This is a genomic window from Agrobacterium tumefaciens (assembly GCF_005221325.1).
GTDB lineage: Bacteria > Pseudomonadota > Alphaproteobacteria > Rhizobiales > Rhizobiaceae > Agrobacterium.
In genome coordinates this window covers 72502-92485 of record NZ_CP039891.1, presented here as the reverse complement: position 1 = coordinate 92485, position 19984 = coordinate 72502, and the positions used below count along the sequence as shown (strand labels likewise).

General features: G+C 57.9%; 17 protein-coding genes. 6 read left to right on the top strand and 11 right to left on the bottom strand.

All coding sequences use genetic code 11. The features are described from left to right. Positions 1–2: 2 nt before the first annotated feature. The 6 genes from CFBP5499_RS28060 to CFBP5499_RS28035 form a co-directional block, all read right to left on the bottom strand. Entirely contained in the window at positions 3–1094 is a 1092-nt protein-coding gene (locus CFBP5499_RS28060; RefSeq protein ID WP_080830898.1) for a quaternary amine ABC transporter ATP-binding protein, read from the bottom strand. A gap of 93 nt (positions 1095–1187) precedes the next feature. Next, on the bottom strand, positions 1188–2039 hold the full coding sequence (locus CFBP5499_RS28055; RefSeq protein WP_080830900.1) for a glycine betaine ABC transporter substrate-binding protein: 852 nt from the start codon (positions 2037–2039) through the stop codon (positions 1188–1190). Positions 2040–2118: 79 nt separating this feature from the next. Further along, positions 2119–3465, bottom strand: coding sequence for an NAD(P)/FAD-dependent oxidoreductase (locus CFBP5499_RS28050; protein ID WP_080830901.1), 1347 nt, complete (start codon positions 3463–3465; stop codon positions 2119–2121). After that, entirely contained in the window at positions 3462–4979 is a 1518-nt protein-coding gene (locus CFBP5499_RS28045; protein WP_080830903.1) for an aldehyde dehydrogenase, read from the bottom strand. Before CFBP5499_RS28045 ends, CFBP5499_RS28050 begins: the two co-directional genes overlap by 4 nt. Continuing rightward, complete coding sequence (locus tag CFBP5499_RS28040; RefSeq protein ID WP_080830904.1) at positions 4972–5883, bottom strand: dihydrodipicolinate synthase family protein; 912 nt, start codon at positions 5881–5883, stop codon at positions 4972–4974. Before CFBP5499_RS28040 ends, CFBP5499_RS28045 begins: the two co-directional genes overlap by 8 nt. After that, entirely contained in the window at positions 5880–6590 is a 711-nt protein-coding gene (locus CFBP5499_RS28035; RefSeq protein ID WP_080830906.1) for a GntR family transcriptional regulator, read from the bottom strand. The genes CFBP5499_RS28040 and CFBP5499_RS28035 overlap by 4 nt, the downstream gene beginning before the upstream one ends. Positions 6591–6933: 343 nt before the next feature. Here CFBP5499_RS28035 and CFBP5499_RS28030 point away from each other — a divergent pair, with 343 nt between their 5' ends. From CFBP5499_RS28030 to traR, 6 genes are all read left to right on the top strand, one after another. Continuing rightward, positions 6934–7653, top strand: a complete 720-nt coding sequence (locus tag CFBP5499_RS28030) for a GntR family transcriptional regulator (RefSeq protein WP_080830907.1) — start codon at positions 6934–6936, stop codon at positions 7651–7653. Positions 7654–8246: 593 nt separating this feature from the next. After that, positions 8247–8864 (top strand): TetR/AcrR family transcriptional regulator, encoded by a 618-nt coding sequence (locus CFBP5499_RS28025; RefSeq protein WP_080830909.1) that lies wholly within the window; start codon positions 8247–8249, stop codon positions 8862–8864. Between the two features lies 1 nt (position 8865). After that, on the top strand, positions 8866–9858 hold the full coding sequence (locus CFBP5499_RS28020) for a hypothetical protein (RefSeq protein WP_080830910.1): 993 nt from the start codon (positions 8866–8868) through the stop codon (positions 9856–9858). Positions 9859–9977: 119 nt separating this feature from the next. Beyond that, the gene (locus CFBP5499_RS28015) at positions 9978–11054 is read left to right on the top strand and encodes a lipocalin-like domain-containing protein (protein WP_158523333.1); all 1077 of its coding nucleotides are present in this window, start codon (positions 9978–9980) and stop codon (positions 11052–11054) included. A 108-nt stretch (positions 11055–11162) separates the two neighbouring features. Beyond that, positions 11163–12233: an NAD-dependent epimerase/dehydratase family protein gene (locus CFBP5499_RS28010; RefSeq protein WP_080830913.1), complete on the top strand. Its 1071-nt coding sequence runs from the start codon at positions 11163–11165 to the stop codon at positions 12231–12233. 501 nt (positions 12234–12734) lie between these two features. Next, on the top strand, positions 12735–13439 hold the full coding sequence (gene traR, locus CFBP5499_RS28005; RefSeq protein ID WP_080830915.1) for an autoinducer-binding transcriptional regulator TraR: 705 nt from the start codon (positions 12735–12737) through the stop codon (positions 13437–13439). A 10-nt stretch (positions 13440–13449) separates the two neighbouring features. Here traR and CFBP5499_RS28000 read toward each other — a convergent pair whose 3' ends face one another. From CFBP5499_RS28000 to traA, 5 genes are all read right to left on the bottom strand, one after another. Further along, complete coding sequence (locus CFBP5499_RS28000; RefSeq protein ID WP_080830916.1) at positions 13450–13758, bottom strand: transcriptional repressor TraM; 309 nt, start codon at positions 13756–13758, stop codon at positions 13450–13452. 315 nt (positions 13759–14073) lie between these two features. Then, entirely contained in the window at positions 14074–14700 is a 627-nt protein-coding gene (locus CFBP5499_RS27995; RefSeq protein WP_080830918.1) for a TraH family protein, read from the bottom strand. A 12-nt stretch (positions 14701–14712) separates the two neighbouring features. Next, positions 14713–15912: a conjugal transfer protein TraB gene (locus CFBP5499_RS27990; protein WP_080830919.1), complete on the bottom strand. Its 1200-nt coding sequence runs from the start codon at positions 15910–15912 to the stop codon at positions 14713–14715. Positions 15913–15928: 16 nt separating this feature from the next. Next, complete coding sequence (gene traF / locus CFBP5499_RS27985; protein ID WP_080830921.1) at positions 15929–16459, bottom strand: conjugative transfer signal peptidase TraF; 531 nt, start codon at positions 16457–16459, stop codon at positions 15929–15931. After that, on the bottom strand, positions 16456–19758 hold the full coding sequence (traA, locus tag CFBP5499_RS27980) for a Ti-type conjugative transfer relaxase TraA (RefSeq protein WP_080830924.1): 3303 nt from the start codon (positions 19756–19758) through the stop codon (positions 16456–16458). Before traA ends, traF begins: the two co-directional genes overlap by 4 nt. Between the last annotated feature and the right edge of the window lie 226 nt (positions 19759–19984).

Here is a 19984-nt window from a genome sequence, read left to right as displayed (position 1 = left end):
CCCTACAAGGTTGCGGCCGGGTCGACCGGACAGCCGGCAACACCGCGGAGCAGGCCCCGGGTGGTGACTATACCGGCAATCCGTCCATCGTCGATTACGGCGACCGCGTCCTGCTCGGACTGCATTGTTAATTCGATCAGTGCTGCGATGTCCGCCTCCGGCGTGGTGCGCAAAAGCATGTCGATATTGGAGTAGGGTTGATCGTGTTTGTAGTCGGATACCGGGATCATGACGGAATGAGCCTTGACCAGATGAATTTTGGAAATACCGGCGACGAATTCGGCGACATAGTCGTCCGCCGGTTTCATGACAATCTCCTCCGCATTGCCAACCTGGACGATGACGCCGTCCTTCATGATGGCGATCCGGTCGCCAATGCGGATCGCCTCTTCGAGATCGTGGGTGATGAACACGGCGGATTTTCCAAGCGATTTGGTGAGCTGGCGGAATTCGTCCTGAAGCTGGCGGCGGATCAGCGGGTCAAGCGCACTGAACGGCTCGTCCATCAGGATGATCTCGGGATCGGCGGCGATGGCGCGCGCCAGCCCGACGCGTTGCTGCATGCCGCCCGACAGTTCGGAGGGATATCGCGACATCCAGTCCGATAGGCCGACCTTATCCAGCGCCGCCCGGGCGATCTTGTAGCGCTCCTCTTTGCCGACGCCCCTAACCTCGAGACCGAAGGCGGCATTGTCCAGTACGGTCCTGTTCGGCAAAAGTGCCACGCTCTGGAAGACCATTCCGATATGGCGTGCGCGGATGTCGCGCAACTGGGCGGCGTTCAGGGCCGAAATATCCTTGCCCTTGACAAGAATCTTGCCAAGGCTCGGCTCGATTAACCTGTTGAGAAGGCGTATCAGAGTTGACTTGCCGCTACCCGACAGTCCCATGATACAGAATATCTCGCCGCGTCGGACTTGAAGACTGGCATCGGAAACACCGACAACGCAATCGTATTCCGACAAAATCTGTTTCTTCGACAGGCCCTTCGTCTTGACCGCCTGGACGGCAGATTTCGCCCGGGCTCCGAATATTTTCCAGACGGACTGGCAGTCGATGAGGACTTCGCTCGCATCAGGTATTGATGTTGTCATCGCGTTCCCCGCGCGCCGGCTTTTCTACCGACATTCTCTTTCGTGAATTTAATGGCCGGGCGACCGCCATCACGAAAGCCCGGCCTTCCGGTTTTATTCCGATTTGATGTTTTCCCAGCGCTTCAGGAGGTCACCATGGCTGTCGGTCCAGCTCTTGATTGCCTCGTCCATGGTCTTTCCGTCATTGACGGCGCTGTTGATCGAGGTGATGTCGGCAAGTGGCACGTAGACGCTGGCAATAACTTCACGTGCATGTGGGTTCTCGGCCGAAAAGCCTTTCTGACCGACCCAGTAATAGCTCTGGGGCGGCGGGAATACGCCCTTGGGGTCCTTCAGGAACTTGATGTCGTATTTCTGCGCCATCCAAGACGGTTCCCAGATCGTGACGGCAATCCACTCCTTGCGATCGGTTGCCGACTTGAGAGCTGCCGTCATCGCGGCCGTGCTGCCTTCAACGAGTTGAAGTTTGAGGCCGTAATCCTTGACGGCGTTCGCAGTATCCTTCATCAAGCCCGAACCCGGCTCGATGCCGACGATCTTACCGCCGAACTTGTCGGCATTCTCGTTCAGCTGGTCGATGGAATCGATGCTGACGTATTTGGGAACGGCGATGGCCTGGAATAGGCCGTGCGAGACGGGTGAGATTTTTTCCAGCCGCTTCTTATTCTTGTTCCAGTAGTCCTGCGCCACATAATCGGTCTGCGAGGCAAGGAGTTGGACATCACCCTTGCTCAGAGCCGCATAGGCAATGCCCCATTCGGAGAAGGGTACGACTTTCACGGTATAACCGGAATCTTCGAGCACCTTCTTGGTGATGCCCGTGATCGGTGTAAGGTCTTCCCAGGACATCGTACCGATCGTGATGGTTTTTTCTTCTGCATGTGCCGACAGGGCCGTTATTCCGACCATTGCCGCTGCGCATAGTGCCTTCCACAAAGTCCTCATTTTTCGCTCCTAGTTTTACGTTCCCATTATCGTTGAAGCCTGACGCCTAAGCGCGGTCTCCCCATTGCGCGGCGACGGATCATCCCTCGCGGCCTGCACGCAATTCCTGCCAACGGATCACGGCGTTGGCGCCAAGCCATGTGAAAGGCTCAGGCGGAAGCCTGCTCGGCTTCGCGTGATCCATGAATTCCTTCAAATGCGAGGAGGTGCTTCCCGTGGCGAGTTCGGCCGTCAACATGCCAGCCAGCGTGCTTTTCACCGTGCCAAGCCCGTTCTCGCAGCAAGCAGAGTAAAGCCCTTCCTCCACCTCGCCGAAGGCGGGCACGTGGTTGCGGGTGAGGCATATGCGGCCTGCCCAGCAATATTCGAAAGGCAAATCCTTTAATCCGGGGAAACGCTTGTCCAGCGACGAGCGATGTTCCCGCGCCATTTTCCGCAGACGCTTATCCGTCAGCTTCAGGGTGGTGTCGTAGGTCCATTTGGTGCGCAGGGCGATGCGCGACTGGCCGTTCGACGTGATTTTTCGAACAGTTGCGCCCATCGGGTCGGCCGGCAGCAGAGCCCATCGATCACACCCGCTTGCTCTCCTCCCGAAATCGTCAGCCTGGAACGGCTCCGTCATCGAAGCATAACCGAAGAAATGCATCAGGCGGCCGTTGAAATGACCGAAGTCGTTGATATGGCCGTTGACGCCCAGGATGACCTTTGGTGCCGAAACACTGCCTTGCGGCGACGAAGCTTTCCAGACGCCGTTTTCGCGTATGAGGGATTTGACGGGTGAGCGCTCGAAGATATCGGCCTGGCGACACAGACCGGCCGCGAAGTTCCTGATGTAGTCGGCGGGTTGGATGAGGACGGCGCCCGGCGTGTAAATGCCGCCAAGGTAGAAATCGGTCCCGGTTATGTCGCGCATTTGCACGGCGTCGAGGAAACGGTGCTTTTCGCCCGCTTTCGTCAGGGATCTGCCGAAATCCCTGTTTAGTGTCAGACCGTGCTCGGTGGCAGCGGCATTGATCTTGCCCGACGGATCGAAAGTCTCGCTTGACATCCCGTATTCCGCCGCGGCCTGCGTCGCAAAGGCAATGGCGGTACGGTTCTGTGCCATTTCCACGCGGGTGTCGTCAGTCGTGCCGGTCGAATATTCCCCGGACGACAGGTTGTGAGGAACGTCGATCATGAAACCAGAGTTTCTTCCCGAACCGCCTTTTCCCACTTCGCTCGCATCCAGAATAACGATCTTGTCGTCGGGACGAAGCTGCAACAGGCGGCGGGCGGCAGAAAGGCCCGCAAAACCCGCGCCGACGATTAGCCAGTCCGCAGTCACGTTGCCTTCGAGACTGCGAATGGGAAAAGGCCTCGTACTGATCGCCTCCCAGCCCGAGACTCCGTTTTCAATTGGCAAACGCTTGACGGACGTCTGGATCATCGGATTGTCTCGTCCACGGAACGCTCGGAGATATCGATCCAGATCGTCTTCAGTTCGCAGTAATTGTCGTGTGCGAAGATTGACTTGTCGCGGCCGCCGAAGCCCGATTCCTTGTACCCCCCGAAAGGTGTCGAAGCGTCGCCTTCGCCGAAGCAGTTGACAGTAACGAGGCCGGCGCGAATGTCGCGCGATAGCCGGATCGCCGTGCGCAGGCTGCCGGTGTAGACCGATGCGGTCAAACCATAGTTGGTGTCGTTGGCCAGAGCCGCCGCTTCGGCCAGGGTTTCGAACGTGGTCACGGACAGGATTGGCCCGAAAATCTCCTCCTTGAACAGACGGCTTGACGGTGTGACGCCTTCGATGACGGTCGGCTCGATAAAGATGCCGTCGAGCGTTGTACCGCCGTGGGTGATTGAAAGCTTCTCCGTCTTCGCATCATCCAGAAATGACTTCACCTTTTCAAAGTGGGGCTTGCTGACGAGCGCACCGATGCGATTTTCCGGGTCGAGCGGATCGCCCGTCTTCCATTCGCGCAGATAGGCACCGATCCGCTCAAGCAACTCGTCCTTGATCGTGCTGTCCACGATCAGGCGGGAAGTTGCGGAGCAATTCTCGCCCATGTTCCAGAATGCGCCGTTGACAACCTGCTCGGCCACCAGATCCAGATCTTCGGCATCGGCAAGAACAACAGCCGGGTTCTTGCCGCCGCATTCCAGGACAACCTTCTTCAGGTTGGAATCTGCCGCATAACGCAGGAAACGACGTCCGGTCGGCGTAGATCCGGTAAAGGCCACCATGTCGACATCCATGTGCAAGCCAATCGGTTCGCCGACCTCCTTGCCACCGCCGGTGACCACGTTGAAGACGCCGGCCGGAATTCCCGCCTCGACAGCCAGTTCGGCGATGCGCAGCGTCGTAAGAGTTGTTTCCTGCGCGGGCTTGACGATGACGGAGCACCCTGAGGCGAGCGCCGGGCCGATCTTCCAGGCAAGCATCAGTAGCGGAAAGTTCCAGGGAAGCACACAGCCGACCACGCCGATCGGTTCGCGTACCACCATCGCAAGGGCATTCGGCCCGACGGGATTGGTATTATCATAAAGCTTGTCGATAACTTCGGCGTGAAACCGAATAGTATGGATCGTATCGGCAACGTCGACTGTCTGGCATTCACGCACCGGCTTGCCGCTGTCGAGGCTTTCCATGACGGCGAGTTCATGACGGTTATCTTCAATCAGCTTGGCAAGCCTCAATAGCGCGGCCTTTCGGTCGCCCGGAGCCAGAAGCCGCCAGCGGCCGTCATCGAACGCCTGTCTCGCCCTGGCAACGGCCTCGTCAACGTCGCTTGCGTCGCAGGCCGCGATCTGTGCCAGGGTCTCGCCGGTTGCGGGATTGGTTGAGATGAATGTGTTGCCGGACTTTGCCGGACGGAAGGCGCCGTCGATGAAGGCGTTGGTCGGCAGGTGAAGGCTGGTGGCGATGGCCCTGTATTCGGCCGCGGTCAAAGGTTCATGCATTGTTAGCTCCCGACGTGATCTGGGCAACCGTGCGCTTCACAGTGGCAACGACGGTCTCGAGGGTTCTTTTTTCTTCGGCGTTCAGCGCCCGCAAAGGCGCACGCACCGATCCGGTCTTCAGGCCGATCAGCTCGCAGCCATACTTGATGGACTGGACAAATTTCCCGCATTCAAGGAAGTCCATCAGCGGTAGCATCGCAGTCATGATCGCGCGCCCCCTGTCGAAATCCTTCTCGATGACACAGGCTTCATAAAGCGCGACGTGTTCGCGCGGCAGAAAGTTGGAGCCGGCGCAGACCCAGCTTCTCGCTCCCCAGGCGAAGAACTCGAGCGCCTGATCGTCCCAGCCGCAGGACAGGCCGATATGGGGAAACTTCCGGGCGAGCAGGTGAAGGTTGCCCATGTCCCCGGAGCTTTCCTTGATCGCTACAACATTCCTGGATTTACCGACGCGGGAGAAATATTCGTCTCCCATCATCACGCCCATGCGGGCCGGATAGTTGTAGAGCATGATCGGCAAGTTTGCCGCACGGTCGATCGTCAGTGCATGAACGGCATTCTCGCGTTCAGTCGGCAGCGCATAAGGAGGGGACGACACCAGAATGGCGTCAGCGCCGATCTCCCGCGCAGCCACCGCATAGGCTACGGAATCCTCTGTTCTCGTCGCTCCAGTACCGATCACCAGTTGGACCCTATTGCCGATCACATCCTTTGCAAGGGCCGCGAGATCGTTACGCTCCAGAGTGCTTTGGGCATAATATTCGCCCGTCGATCCGCCGACGACGATGCCATGAACCTTGGCTTCAATGAGTGATTCGAGGATGGCTGCAAACCCTGCGCGGTCTATCTGCCCGTCCGGTCGAAGCGGTGTCACCGCCGGGGTGTAGATACCTTCGAATTTCATGATGACTTCTCCATCGATTGCATCGGCGCGCCGACCGCTGCGTCCGCCTTGAGTGCTTGGGGGGCGATGAACATTTCCATGTTCTCGCGTGACAGTTCCCAGTGTTCGAACACGAGATCGACGACGGCGTCCTCGTCTCGCGCCGCGATCGCCGCGATGAAGCCGTCATGATGTTCGACCGATTTCTGAAGCCGCTCGCGCATGTCTGCATTACGCGGACGAAAGAAGGTGTGGCCGATGCGACCGTGATCGATCAGCAGCCTGCCAAGGCTAGGCTGAAGGTATTCATTGCCGGACATCTCGCCGATGATCGCGTGAAACCGGTTGTTCGACAGCGTCATCGCCAGTGCGTCCTGCGAGACACTTGCTTGGCGAAAGTGTTCCTGCGTGGCCTCAAGGTCAGCAAGCTGGTGGCGCTTGAAGTTCTGGACCGCCAGGCGGCCGATCGCCGCGTAGATCATCGGCGCGACAAGAAAGAAATGACGCAGGGTCGAATGGTTCATCGGGATGACCCGTGCGCCCCTGTTTGCGCGAATGTCGACGTAACCTTCACCTTCCAGTCGCCGGAATATTTCTCGGACTGGCGTGCGCGAGAGGCCATATTTTTCGCTTAGCGACACTTCGTCCAGATCCTCGTCGGGATCGAGTTCCATCGTCAGAATCTGACGCTTGAGATCATCGTAGAGTTCGCTTTTGCCACCCTTCATCCGAATTCCCCGTGATCGTTGTCCCCACAAGACGGTGCTTTTGGGCGGTGAGCACAAAATTTACACGAGGTCCGAAGCGAGTCAACACGATTGTATTATCTAAGTACACAATTATTACACCTGGAAAATACAAATGGACGGGACGATGCCGGTGTAGTGAAGGCGGAGAGACGCGGCGACTACCTAACGCCGAGCAGAGCAGGTCCATTGCGGATTGCGAGGGCTATGGCAGTCTTTGGCACCGCGATGTCTCCATGTCTGACGCAGGATACAGGACTTCGGTTGCGCCGCTTCGGCGACAGCGTTAGTGTGACGACAACGACTTGTCGTATGAAGGCGGACTATGAAGAGCGACAAGAGCAGTCTCTACGACGATCTCAAACGACAGATTTTGACGATGGAACTCGATCCGGACGAGGACTTGGACGAGGTCAGCATCAGTGAGAGATACGGTCTGTCACGGACACCTGTGCGAGATATTCTCCGCCGCCTTGCCGGTGAGGGCTATATCGACATTAGAGATAACAAAGGCGCACGCGTCGCGCCGTTGAACTACTCGACGCTACGGCATTTCTTTCTGGTTGCGCCTATGATCTATGCAGCCATCGGCCGCCTGGCGGTCCAGAACTTCAGACCAAAGCAGCTATCTGAATTGTGTGACACGCAGGAACGGTTTCGTGCTGCCAGCCACAACGCTGACGCGCTTGCGATGGTTCTGGAGAACAACAGGTTCCACGCCATCATAGGTGAAATGTCCGGCAACGTTTATCTGCAACCGAGCTTGCGGCGTCTTCTCGTGGACCACGCTCGTATTGGACAAACATTCTTTCGCCCGCGAAATGATGACATGCGACAGCGCCTTCTGCTGGCAACCCAGCATCATGACGGTTTTATTGCGTCCATAAAGAACCACGATGAAAATGCGGTTGTCGATCTCGTTTTCCAGCACTGGGAATTGTCGCGAGAGAACATGGAATTGTATGTGGCACCCGGTAATATGAGGGCAGACTTACCTGTCGAATTTCGCAACTCGCCAAAAGATTCAGACATCGAACAGATTTGAGGTGTCATTCCGGATGGGTATGCCCGAATGGATGCTTCCGCAGCATCTTCTCAGCTATGTCCAAGGCTGCCGAACCCACGGGCAAGCCGGCGCTGGCTTCCCGATTTAGGGTGGACGAGATAGTGACCGATATAGCGGGTATGACGCCCCTTTCCTTCAACGGGACGCACCCAGGTGGCCGCCTCCCAGTGTAGGTCGTGCCAGTATGTTCAATTCTAGTGCGATTCCGCGCCCGTTAGCGGCTGCAGCAAGGGCAAGAAAGGACCGGTCGAAGGACATTGCCGACTGTGGGGAAGGACCGAGATCGTTGGCGTCGAACCAGTCGGCCGCATTGAATACGGTGGAGATCGCTGCGGGTGAGGGGAGATCTTGTCAGGTCGCGCTTGGATTTCAACCTGGTGGCAAATTCCAGCAAACACAGTGGCGAACCTGAGTGTAGAGGGTCTCACGCAGTGCGCGCGGCGACGGTCCATGCCGCCCCATCGATCATACCGTTAGCGCCCTCCCGAATTTGTGACAGATCCCTCCCAATCATTCAGATAAAATTTATTGATAGCATTGCGAATTCCGATGTCATCTGATATCTGAATCTCATGAAGGATGTGAACCGTCGCCGACTTACCCGTGAAGAAACCCGTGAGCAAACCCGCCAGCGTTTGATCGAATCCGCGCGACAGCAGGTTGCTGCGCGTGGCTTCAATGCGGCATCGATGCGCGATATCGCAGAGGCTGCTGGGTACTCGCAGGGCGCCTTCTACTCGAATTTCGAGAGTAAAGAGGCCTTGTTGCTGGAGGTCTTAAAGCTGCACAAGCTTGAGGAATCCGAACGGGTGGCGACCATCATTGATGCTGCGGGTGAGGACCTAAAGGCAGCCCTCGACGGTCTCGATGCCTGGGCGGAAAAACTTTCCGAGAGCCCGGAGCACGCTTTGGTCTCCGCCGAACTTCAACTGCATGCGGTGCGCAATGCCGATTTCGGCAAGGCCTATTGGGCCATCATGGCCGAGCAACGCGCGCTCTATGCGCGGCTCGCCAAGCGACTTTTCGATCTCAGCAAAACACCTCCACCCGTCACGTTGGAAGACCTCGCGAGCGGATTGATGGCACTTGAACGCAGCGTAGCCCTCGACAGGGTGATCAGCCCAGGTGGCATATCGAGCATGGTTCCCATCCTTCTGCGCGCTTTGCTCCATAGTCAAAAAAGGAGCTGATATGACAGCCGATCCCCACGCATCAGGCAAACCCAAAGCCCTTATCATTCTGTCGTCTGCACGCCATTTTCCGGTCAGCGAGCCGCAGGGGCATTTAATTTCAACAGGCGTCTTCCTTATAGAATTGGCGCAGGTGCTGAAGGAGTTCGAGAACTCCCACGAGTTCACATTATGCACGCCCGATGGCGCGTTGCCTCAACTCGATATCAACGGCCTGTCGCTCCCGTTTCTCGCGACGAGCGGCATGACGATCGCCGCTGCGGCCAATATGCTCGCTCCGAAAAGCTTTGCCCATCGCCATCCCGATCTGGTCTCCCGCCGTAGTGCAGAACTTGCGCTTGCCCGCCGCCATCTTGGCGCTCTGCCGCTATCCGAAGTACTGCCGAACACAGACCCGGAAGCGGCCGCATTATTTGATGAAGTTCTCGCCAGTTTTGCAGCGCTGCCACAGAAGGACTATCTCTCGGCCCGGACTGTCGTCGAACGCCATCGTGATCCCGGCGATCCCTTTTCGATCGGCGACTTCGAATTCATTCATTTCCCCGGCGGCCACGCCCCCGTCGTCGATTTCAAGGATTCTCCCTGGCTCGGCGAGATCATCAATACGGCCTATGAAGAAAATGTGCTGCTTTCGTTGATTTGCCACGCGCCAATCGCAATGACCTCGGCGAGGTGGAGGGTAGATTCCGGGGGGAACCCCATCGACTATCCAAACCACCCGTTTCGTGGTGCGAAGATAACGACGGTGCCAAAGTTCGGAGAGTTGGTGGCTCTTGCAACGAACTATCCTAAAATTCCCGGCAAGAAGACGAGGTTGCCATACTATGTGGACGAGGCATTGAAACAGGCCGGCTACGACGTCCGTGTGTCCTTCAATCCGGCGGCGATCCGTGTCGAATGGGAACCTCATCTAAAGCTGCTGACCGGCAACGGTCCACAATCGGTCGACGTGCAAACGAGCCGCCTGCGATCAATGCTGAGCAGAAGCGAATGAGAGTCGGCTGAACTGATCAGCCTATAAATCACCAGACTTGGCCATGCTTTTGCCACCGGCTTCCGGTGGCCGGGCATCGTGCGTCCAGATTCGGGGCAATGAATGGAAGGAATATAGTTATGCCGACAAAGCAAGGTCGCCTTCTCGACGATGACGCAAGCTTCGCAGAACTAAAGATTGATCGTGACGTGCCGCAGACTTGGGAAGACGGGTTCCGGCTTTCTAAACCGTTCCAATCGGGAGCTTACGAGTGGTGGTACGCCGACGCGCACTTCTCGAATGGTTACTTTTGCATCGTGGCCCATAATATCGAAATCAACGCTGATGGAGAGATCTCCGCGTTCATTAGGCTCGATATTGCAAAAGACGGAAAGAAGCTCTCGGAACAAAAGATATCCGTCAATTCAAATGAGCTGCAAATCGCCGACACCCATTGTGACGCTCGGATGGGGCCGCACTTCTTCCGAAGCGAAGGAGGAAGCCTGGATCGATATCATATCTTTGTTGATCCCGATTCTGCTGGTGGTTTCGGTATCGATATCACATTGGAACGCACTATTCCGTCTTACCGCCCGGGAACCGGACGTTGGGACGTAGACGGAAGGCACTTCTCCTGGTTCTGCGCAGTTCCAGGCGGACGAGTGACCGGGCGCCTGTTTGTCGATGGCGCCGCCATCGAGGTCGAGGGCAACGGATATCACGATCATAATTGGGGGAATGTCGCCATGGATCACATTCTTTCGGGCTGGTTGTGGGGCCGCGCTCAGGTCGGCGAGACGACCATCGTAGCTGCTTCTGTACGCTTCACCAACGAGGTCGGCGGACGCGAGACGCCACTGCTGTATGTCACCCAAGGCAACTTAATCCTGGTCGACGCCTTCAACGACGCAGTCACGTGTCTGGAAGGCGTCAAGATAACCCATCCAGACACCGGCAAGCCCACCAGTAGTGACTGCATTTATCTGGTCGACAATGGCGACCTGACCGCGTCTGTGCGCTTTGACGGTCAGCGAACCGTGATCGCCTCGTACCAGTTTGAAAGCTCGTCCGAAGACTGGGAGGCTTGGTACACGCGCTTCCCGGCGAAGGTCTCGGTTGAGCTTGGAAAAAGCGATGGCGCGACGATACGCGCAGCAGATGCGGGTGTCTTGGAAAATATGGACTTTCTCGGTCGCGCCATTGCGAAAGCCCCATGAAATGGCGGCTTTGAACGCCCGATCTCGTCTCTCTGCCGTGTCTTATTCGGGGAAGCGAGAACAGCCCTCGTCGCGGCACTGGATCGCGGTAAATCAAGGATCAATTTGATGGATGAAAAAGAAACAACCCACCCTGTCATGGTGACGGGTGCGACCGGCTTCGTTGCCGGTTGGATCGTCAAGGATTTGATCGAGGCGGGCCTCACTGTTCATGCGCCGATCCGAAAAGCAAGCGATCCCGAAAAGACGAAATACCTGCGCCAAATTGCAGAGAGTGGGCCAGGCACGATAAAGTTCTTTGAAGCTGACTTGCTGGCGCCCGGCTCCTATCGCGAGGCGATGATGGGTTGCCAAATCGTATTCCACACCGCGTCCCCCTTCGTGGTCGACGTCAAGGACCCGCAGAGAGACCTTGTTGATCCTGCGTTGCTTGGTACGCGAAATGTTCTGGAAGAGGCTACAAGACACCCCACCATCAAACGCGTGGTTCTGACCAGTAGCTGTGCCGCCATGTACGGCGATGCGGCCGACGTCGCAGAAGCACCAAATAAAACTCTCACCGAGGATCTCTGGAACAGCTCTTCCTCTCTCCAGCACAATCCATACTCATATTCCAAGACAGTTGCGGAGCGGGAAGCTTGGAGGATCGCCCGAAGTCAGAAGGTATGGGATCTCGTTTCCATCAATCCATCCCTGGTCATCGGACCCGGCATCAATCCCTACGCCACCTCCGAGAGCTTCCGCATGGTGAAGCAAATGGGTGACGGGACTTTGCGATGGGGAGCGCCGCGGTGGGGATTGGGCGCCGTGGATGTCAGAGATCTTGCCAAGGCCCACCTGTCCGCTGCTTTTACCCCAACCGCTAGCGGAAGATACATAATCAGCCGCCATGATACGGATTTGCTCAGTTTGGCGCTGACCCTGCTGCCGAAGTATGGGCATGCCAATCCGATACCTCGCCGCGCACTGCCCAAGTGGTTCATGTGGCTCGTAGGCCCTCTCGCGGGCGGAGGCATTACACGCAAGATCGTTGCCCGGAATGTCGATCATCATTTCCGGTGCGACAACGGCCGTAGCAGACGAGAACTAGGGGTAATGTACCGGCCGTTGGAAGAATCCATGAGCGACATGTTTCAGCAGTTGATCGACTGCGAAGTCATCCGTTCTAGGCAGACCTAGAACTCGAAGTTGGGCAAACACATTATCAGCCATAGCGCGGCGAGGGGACCGGAAGGGTTGCGTAGTACTTCTATCGGAACGTTAGACCGGATGAAGTCGAGGTTATAGGCGAACAAGGAGACACTTGGTCGAAAACGTTCGATATCAGGAAGGCGTTATCCTGCGAGGTAACGGAAGGCGCGTGAACTCTGCAGCGAACTAATTGATCGATGGAACGAAAGAAGCGGTCGGCATATTAACCACGCCTTCTGAGAATGGCGCAGCAAGTTCTGTAGTCAGCGAATTTTCCCAAACGAGGCGCGGACCCCGCCCACCGCCAGCGCCTCGGCCGCCCGTTATCTTGAAGGGCGGCAACCCTAGTCAGTGGTGTCGGCAGTAGATCGCCAGTTCCTAAAGTTCCATAACCTTGATTATGCAATTTATGATTGCGTTAATGCTAAAGATGCAAGCAATGACGAGCGCCTCGTGACCTGTCCCACCTGACAAATTACGGAGTAAAATATGCAACATTGGCTGGACAAGCTAATTGACCTTGCAGCGCTTCGGGGCGACGAGAGTGTCTTGAAGGACGCTCTAACCCATCTTGCCCACCAAGCAGGATTTTCCGGCTATGCCTATCTGTTCATCCGACCGGGCCACACAATCACCTCATCAAATTACCCTCCCGGTTGGCGGTCGATTTATTTCAAAAGAAAATACGAGACCATCGACCCGATCGTAAAGCGCGCGAAATCGCTGAAACGGGTATTTACGTGGAGCGGGGAGGAACAGAGACGGCAGCTTTCAAAGGAAGAGCGGGCGTTCTTCGACCAGGCAGCAGAATTCGGCATCCGTTCCGGCATCACCATCCCGATCAGAGCAGCCAATGGCTCGACTTCCATGTTTACTCTGGCATCCGATAAACAAGCAATCGAACTCGAACGAGATATCGATCCTGTCGCGGCCGCCGCAGCTGTTGGCCAGCTTCACACCCGTATGACCCTGTTGCCCCTAACGCCGACTGCACAGCACCCGGCGTGGCTCGATCCGAAAGAGGCCGCGTACCTAAACTGGATCTCGGTCGGCAAGACGATGGAAGAAGCTGCCGATCTCGAGGGCGTTAAATACAATTCGGTGAAAAGCAAACTTGAGGAGGCGAGAAAGCGCTTCCAGATCCATACGATGCCGCACCTGGTGGCACTCGCCATCCGCGCCGGCCTCATCTAGGCGCGGGTCTTTAGTTGACTGAAACCTTTGGAATGTAGCCCAGCAGACCAACAAGCGCGTTAACGGCGCTCATCTGCGCATGCATCTCGATCATTGCTTCGATGTATTCAAGATGCTGTTTGCCACCGAACGATTTCCCCGTTTGATATTCCTCCGGCAGCGCCTGGAAAAGCTGATCCGCCTTTTCGACGAGTTGCCTGTGCATCCGGATGGCGTTGACCGCCAACGTCTCTATATCCGGGATTGGAAGTCCGCGCGTGAGCCCGATCACCGGGCGCAATTCACATGTGTCCGACACTGCTGAATCTTTCAAATCCATTGGTGATCCAACCTTGGAGTATAGTTCGCGGTGCGCCCCCGCAAACGTTAATCTCTGATCCCAAGCCGGGGGTTGGAAACTGTACTCGGACAGTCCTGCGACCTTTAGCACCGGAGCACCTGGACATACGTCGCAGGCCCACCGGCCAATGGCCAGAGGATTCTGATGTCGTATCGGCCGACACCAACCGCCGAGTAAGGGTTTCCACACCCCCGGGCAGCGCGTACTGCCCTGCCCGTCTTATAAAAGCTGTAGACTGCTTTCGCTAGTGCATTGGAAAAACAATCGCTTTGCAGATCTGCAGACTACTAGGATTTACGGCCTTGCACCGATCCCGGAGAGGTCGATCCTAATGCTTGCCTTGTTCGGATCGGATGCTACCGCATCGGTCGCAGATTTCACCACGTCACTGGCGTCATCGAGGTGGCTATCCTCTTCGGATTTCTCGGGATCGACGGTTCCAGGCCGAGCGATTTTTTGCTGTCCCGGATCCTCCGCCCGAAACACCGCCGCCCCTTCGAAATATCCCGTCTGCCAGGCGATGACCGCATCATCCATGACCTGAGGCAGGACTTCTTTCGCCGTGGGATTGCCATACCATTTTGAAACGATGCGAAAGACCTTGGCAAACAGCGTCGTCCCCATGCGGATATTCTCGCAAGGATCGACCAGATCCGGCTTCAACTGACCGGCCTCGACAATGCCGAGGCCTGCCGGATACTGGGTGATGCCGACGCGAACGGTGTTGCGACCGAGATTGTCGCGGATCAGAGCCAGTGCCTCTTCCGGCGTTGTCGGCTTCGGCACCAGCACCATGCGGTTGCCGGAGCGCACGGTAATGGTCAGCGGGTCCTGCGATCCGGCCTTCGCGATGAACTGCTCGACGATCGCAGCCTCCAGGGTAGGATCGGCGCATTGCTGGATAAGGACGGCATCGAGCATCTTGGGTACTCCCTATATGTTGAATGCCATGACAACCGGTAAGCCGAAGAGCCTTGCCCAGGCCGCAACGCTCGCTTTCTGGATCGCAACAATCGAGGTGTTTTCCGTCCACCATCCATTGCCCACCGCAACCATCACCTGGGGCGAGTGCAGCATTGATTGCAGGACGGGCCAGACAAGGAGTTGCTCGTAGCAGATCAGCGGCGCGATCCTTCTTCCCTCAACCTCAATCACCGGATTGCCGAAGAAGGCGGCCCCCGCGCCACCGCCCTGTCCGGTCCATCGCAACCATGGTTGCCACATCGAACCCGGGACTGGCATACGCTCCCGATAGGGGACCGTTGCAGAGTTGGCCGAAATCGCCACCATGACACTGTCATAGCCGCGCCAGTCGATGACGGCGGCACCTGCGACGACAGTGAGACTGGAGCCACGGAGACCTTCCTGCCAGACCCGTGCGACGGTCGGCGTCCAGAAGCCGAGCGCACTTTCAGGCAGCACCGCGACACGAACATCCTCGCCCGCTTCGGCGGCCTTGCGCACCGTGTCAATCAAATCACGTTGATAGGCCAGCGAGCCATTGCGCCCAACGGTTCTCCCTTGTTTCAGATCGACCGCAATCCAGCCGGGTGGTAGTTTCGGGGGCGTCCAGTTTGTTAGGGACCAGACGTAAAGTCCTCCGATGACTGCGACCGCGATCCGCCATCTTCGACCGATCGTGAGGACCAACAGGATCGCGGTCGCGCCCACTCCCCACCATCCCCAACCGGGGAATAGAACGCCGGCAGCAGTCAGGGGATGCGCCCAACCGGTGATGCCGAAGGGCGGCAGCGCAGTAAGCCCCATTGCGAGCAGATAACGTATCGCTCTCGCCAAATCCGCGCCCCTGGTCCCCGACGCAAATTCGTCACAGGGCCTCATCCAGAGTGCGGCATGCACGGCAATAAACGACACCGAAGCCGTCACCCACAGCAGAAGTCCAGGCCAGAGATCGGAAGCGTAGAAGTTGGCCACGCCCTGCGGCAAACCGCGGGAGGCCGCCAGAAAATACCCTGCAGACACGAGTGCAGCTATCGAGCGTGACGGCGTCATGGCCCATAGCACAGGAAATATCATCGTGAGGGGCAAGAGAAGTACCTCGCCGCTCCAGCCGATCCTTCCACAGAGGATCGCAGCGACGACGAGAAAGATGCATTTCCAGCGATCAGTCATATGGTCGCCACCGCGATCACAGGTGGAAGGTGAAGACGGGCCGCGCCAGGCCGAGAAGACCGGAATCCGGAACCGGACCAAAATATCGACTATCATAGGAGCTCGCAAAGGAGGAGTGAAGGAACAAATGATGCGGCGGAACCACGCCGCCGGAGTCAGGCAGGAGCACCCTGCCATCGCCGTCCGTGCCGCTCACCGACGATGCGGGGACCGAACGGCCGTCGATGTGCACGTGATCGGTGATTTCGACACGCTGCCCAGGGAGCGCCGCAACAGTCTTGATCAACGGCGCAACGCCACCGGCACAAAGACCTCGCCGAAGATATCCGCGAACTCGTGCCTCTGCGAAGACGGCTGTCGAGGGCGGACATAAAAACACAAGATCGCCGATAGCGACCGGACGCTGAAGCTGTTCGATACGCCAGAGGCCGAGCGGCTCGCTTGGGGTCAGGTTCAGCCGATAGCCACCCGTGATCGCAGCCGCCGCGAGTGCGGCTATGATGACAGCGGCGCCAGACAGAAACAGGAGAACCCGTCTCCGCCTCATTGCTTCAGCACCGGCGTCTGGCGCTGGGTAAGACGCTGTTCCTCGGCTTGCCTCAGCGACTGCACGGTGCGCTCGTGAGCCGCGAGTTGTTGCGCCGTGCGCATGACCGGCCAGGCTTGTTTGAGCTGCTCCTTCTGCTCCGGTTTCATGGACTCGGAGAGCTTTTCGTACAGCTTTCCCGACGGCTCACGGGCAGAGTTGCTCAACAGCGTCCGTTCCCCGAACCGCTCGGTAACCGCCCGGTTGAACCCGTCGATTTCGAGCTTTGTTTCGCGATTGCTGATCGCGTAGGCCATCGCTGCCGGCAGATCGTTGCGGTCGATTGCGTCACGCACCCTCTCCAGCACGACACGGGCTCCCGGCGACAGCGCCGGAATGTCAATCGAGACCCGCTGACGCAGGGACTGCTCGTCCGTTTGCAGCCTCTGAGTAACCGTCTCACGCATCCGAAGATATTGCTCAAGATCCCGCTTCAAGGCGGGAACATTGACCTCGGCGACACGACGCGCCTCCCGCTCCGACCTGGTGGCGAGAATGTCGGTCTTGCCCTTTAGCGGGCCGATCGAAGCCGGCTCCACTTCGATTTTCCGGAGAACCTGGTTCGCCACCTCCTTGTCTGCCAGAACCGCGTCGAAGTTAATCGCACGGAAGGCGGATTCGGGATCGGCGAAGACGTACGCGAAACGCGCCGAGACTTCCTCCCATTGTTGCTTCAGGGCGGGATCTGTGCCGAGCCTGTCACCGACCGTATCGGCAACAGAACCGGAGAATATCTTGATGCCTGCGACCATCGGTGCGGTCTCCTTCATCGTTTGGGTTTTCGGGGATTGGGTGATGCCGAGGTGCGCGGCGAAGGCAGCAAGACGCCGGCTGAGATCGACAAGTTTGGCTTTCTGGCGGAGCGTCCAGTCGAGCCGATCGCGTACCATCGTGCGTGCGACCTGGACGACGTGCAGGCCACGAGTCTCGGCGAAGCGCAGCGCCTCGCGATAGAACTGCCCATGCTCGTAATCGAGCGTCGTCTCCTTGGCTTGTCTTCGGGAGAGAACCTTGGCCAGGCCGCCATTGAAGGAGAAGGACCGCGTTCCGTAATAGAGTTGCAGATCCTCACGATGGCGGGTCATCGCCACATAGGTCAGATGCCGATCCAGAGACAGGGAAGCGAGCACCTTGACCCTATCGACGGTCGCTCCTTGAGACTTGTGGATCGTCGTGGCGTAGCCGTGATCGAGATTGTTGTAGAACCGCTGTTCGACGATCACCTGGCGCCGCCGATCCCCCTCGCCCACCGTTGCGACGATGCGGTTTGCTGCTGCCTCTACGACATGACCGATCATGCCATTCTTGACGCCGAGCGATCTCTCGTTCTTCAGGAAGACAATCTGGTCGCCAGCGTCGAAACGGCGTTCGCCGTCGGCGGTCCGGAACAGATGACCTTCACCGACAATGCCGCGTTCGACCAGCTTTTCGCGGGCCATGACATTGAGCATGCGAACATCGCGGCGCAGATGGGCAAGGATCAGAATCGTCTTCGTCTGATCGTAGTCGTGGTTCCAGTCGGCGATCAGACGCTCGACAGCTTCGGCCTTCAGGCGCTCGCCCGCAATCCTGACGTTGGCACCATAAGCACTCAATGCGTTTTCGACATTGCCGCGCGCGAGATCGAGCGACGCCTTGCGCATCCATTCCGCGCGCTGGCGATAGATGGTTTCGAGTTCGGCGTAACCAATGCGATCGACAATGGCGCGGAAAGCAGCGCCCGCCTCGATCGGCTGAAGCTGTTCGGGATCGCCGACCAGCACGATCTTCGCACCCGCCCGAACCGCCGCATCGACGAAGGCCGCCATTTGTTTTGAGGCGACCATGCCGGCCTCGTCCATGATGAAGATCGTTTTGTCGTCCAGAAGGTCACGGCCGCGTTTCCAGCGCAGCTCCCATGACGCAAGCGTCCGGCTCTGGATCCCCGCTTCCTTTTCCAATCCTTCGGCCGCTTTGCCTGCAAGCGCACCACCGACCACATGATATCCAGCCAATTCCCAGACTTCACGGGCTGCCTTCATCATCGTGGTCTTGCCGGCCCCGGCACGTCCGACGACCGCGGCGATACGGGCAGGTCCTGCAACGCGCTCGATTGCCGCTTTCTGCTCGTCGGACAACTGCTCATGGCGCCGGAAGGTGGCGTCGAGAGCGGTGGGGGAAACGCTCCTTCCCTCCCGGTTCGACAGCCATGTTGCCTGCCGTGCCATCGTCGCTTCCAGCCGGATCATCGCCCGCGTGGAATAGCGCGCCGGCAGCTTTTCTCCGGTGGAGAAATCGATCGTCTCGCGCTGCAGCCGCAACACGTCCGGGTTCAGGATGATCTTCAACATCAATTGCTGGAAGAGCGCGGGGTCGTCGATATAGCGATGCAGGACCTTGGCTATATCGCGTTCGTCGAAGACGCTCTTCTCTCGCGTGATCAAGTCGAGCACGATGGCTGGATTGTTCAGAATGCGGCGGGTGTTTTCCGAGCGTCGTTGCTCGTTCAGCTCGACCCGTTCCAGTTCCGGGCGAACACCCCTTTGCTCCGCCTTGCGCTCGATCGCCTTGGCCCCGACGCCAAGGTGAACGGTGGGCTCAAGATTGATACCCTGCTTCTCATAGGAACGGCCGTCGATCTTGAGATCGATGCCGCCGAGCGCGAGATGATGGTTCAACCGCTCGAACCATCCGTCGCGCAACACGTTGAAGTCATCGGTCGAACCGGCCCAGAGTTCGTATAGGATCTTCCCGGACTTCGTGCGTACCGGCTGGCCGTCCTCGCCGATGACGGCAACCTTCTTCGACCCGAAGCTCTCATCAGAAAGCGGCCGCAACGTGGTCATCAGATGGATGTGCGGATTGCCGGGATTTTCGTGGTAAACCCAATCGGCAACCATGCCCTTCGCCAGGATGTGTTTCTCGACAAAATCCCTGACCAGGGCGATGTTCTGCTCGGCCGAAAGTTCCAGGGGCAAGGCAATCGTCAGGTCACGGGCAAGCTGCGCATCGGCACGCTTCTCGAACGCTTCCACCTTGTTCCAGAAGGCTTCGATAGCGCCCGAAACAGAGCGGTCGGCGATGAGGCTGCGAGCCCATTCGGGGGCATTTGCAGGGAGTACGAACTCTTCATGCAGCAAGCCTTGTTTGCGGGTGTAGTCAATGGTGCGGGCCTCGCGCTCGAATTCCATCTTCGCGCAGTGCCGGTAGGCGGCAGACAGCACCACGCTGCGGCCCGAGCCGCGGCTGACGATGCTGGCTGAGAAATGGGCGATGGCCACGGCGAAGAGCGCTCCCGGTTAGAACCAAGTTCGTCGGGAGTGGCAGTAGAGCCCGGTCTCACCGGGCCGATAAGCAACGCGTCGTATCACGACGTATAATTGCGCCCTTGGAACCGCTCCTTCGGAACGGCGGGATCATTCACAAAAGCATCGCCCTTGGCGATCTGCAGATCTGCAGATTTCAATTCAGGCACATCCGGGAGAGTCTGGGCATCGCAAGCGCAAC